This window comes from Jatrophihabitans sp., assembly GCA_036399055.1.
GTDB lineage: Bacteria > Actinomycetota > Actinomycetes > Mycobacteriales > Jatrophihabitantaceae > Jatrophihabitans_A.
The window spans coordinates 1-1,782 of record DASWNX010000003.1; the positions used below are offsets into that span (position 1 = coordinate 1).

At 69.9% G+C, this 1,782-nt stretch carries 2 protein-coding genes; both read left to right on the forward strand.

Annotation, left to right across the window (positions count from 1 at the left end; all coding sequences use genetic code 11):
- A partial coding sequence (locus VGB75_00950) for a hypothetical protein (GenBank protein HEY0165584.1) occupies positions 1-1,384 on the forward strand: 1,384 nt, incomplete at its 5' end.
- A 46-nt stretch (positions 1,385-1,430) separates the two neighbouring features.
- A partial coding sequence (locus tag VGB75_00955) for a hypothetical protein (protein HEY0165585.1) occupies positions 1,431-1,782 on the forward strand: 352 nt, incomplete at its 3' end.

Consider the following 1,782-nt stretch of genomic DNA (forward strand, 5'->3'; position numbering starts at 1 on the left):
CCCGCTGCGCCACTACGCCTTCGACTACTGGCTGCCGCTGCCGTCCCAGCTGATCGCCCTGGTCCTTCGCTATCGGCCGGGCCTGCCCGCAGCGCTTGAGCTCAACGTCGCGCTGGTCGTGCTGATGTGCGCCGGCGCCTACGCGATGGCTCGGGCGCTGAGTGCCAGCCCCTGGGTGCCGGCCCTCAGCGCGGCCGTGACGCTGGTGCAGCCGGTGATCTCGGCGTACGTGTTGCAGGCCGAGAGCGCGGTCTACCTCGGGGCGTTCGCGCTGCCGGCTATGGCCGCCGCGGTCTACGCCCGCCGATGGATCGTGCTGTGGCCGGTAGCCGGGGTGCTAGCAGCATTCGCCGCCCAGTCTCGCACCGAAGGCCTCGTGCTGTGCGCGGTGCTGGGCGTGGCCGCCTTGGCCTGGAACGAGCGCAACCGCTGGTTCGTCAGGGCCGGCCTGCTGCTGGCCGGCTACCTGGTGGTGTCGGCGCCCTACCTGCTGACCAACCTCTCGCACTTCGGCACGCCGATCCCACCGGCCTCGGCGTCGTTTCCGTTCATCACCTCCTATGAGGACCTGTTTTCCCTGCACGTGCCGCATACGTGGGATGCCCTGCTGGGCAGCGGCCTGCAGACGTTCTTCCTGTCCCGGGCACGCGCCGTCGCTTCGCTGCTGGTCACCGCTTTCCGCACGCTCGACCCGGTCACGGCCGTACTCGGCCTGCTGATGATCGGCGGGGCCCTGTTCGGCGGCGGGCGCGGTGGAGTCAGCAAGTTCCGGTCAGGAGTCCTGGAAGTCCTCCGATCGGACTGGTTGGTTCCCGCGGGCTTCCTTGTCGCTGCGTTCGGGTCCCAAGTGCTGGTCGCGCCGGCCTGGTCAGGCACCGCGATCGTGAAGCTGATGGTGACCGGCGCGCCCATCGTCGTGGTGGCCGCATTGGTCCAACTCGGCCGCGGCGTGGTGACAACGCGATTGACCCTCGCCTGCTGCCTGGCCTTGCTTGTCTTCCCGCTCTTGTCTGTCGCCAGCCTCAGCCGGGCGACGGTTCGCAATAACAACGGGGTGGGACAGCGCGTGGCCACCTTGGTCGAGCCGTTGCAGGCCGAGCAAGCTTGCTTGAACCGTCCCCTTGTGCTGATGACCCGCCAGCCGTGGGAGGACAACCAGGGCACCGGCTTCGCGACCGTGATGATCCCCCACGGCTCGCTCGCCGAGATTCTCGACACGGCTCTGAAGTACGGCGCGACGGACATCGAGAACCCAGCCGTTCGTCTGGACGAGCGCACGATGGCCGCGGCACTCGCCGACGGCGGGCCGTTCCTCAGGTCAGCGGCCTTCGGCAGCCGCAAGATTTACCGGATCCGGGCAACCACCGGCGGCGCACGGTGCTGAAGCCGCTAATCCTGCTGGGCCCGCTGGAACAGCCGCCGGTGAGCGGATGACTGGCGACCCGAAGCCGGTGGGAACTGCGGATCTGAAGCCGGTCGAGGCTGATCGACCGGCTCAGGCCGATGCCGGCGGGCCGGCGTCGGGCCGGTGGCGACCGCGGCTGACCCCTCGCGGGGTGGAGCTGCTGGCGGCCCTGGCCGCGCTGCTGCTGACGGCGCTGGTGTGCGGTTACCGGGTGTCGGTGGCGCGCGCCGCCCGCCACCCGGGCCACGCCGACCCGGCCTTCACCTTCGGGGTGGCCCAGAGCATTCACGCCGGACGCGGCCCGAACATCGACTACGTGTGGCACTTCCTGGTGCCCGACACCCCGCTGCGCCACTACGCCTTCGACTACTGGCTGC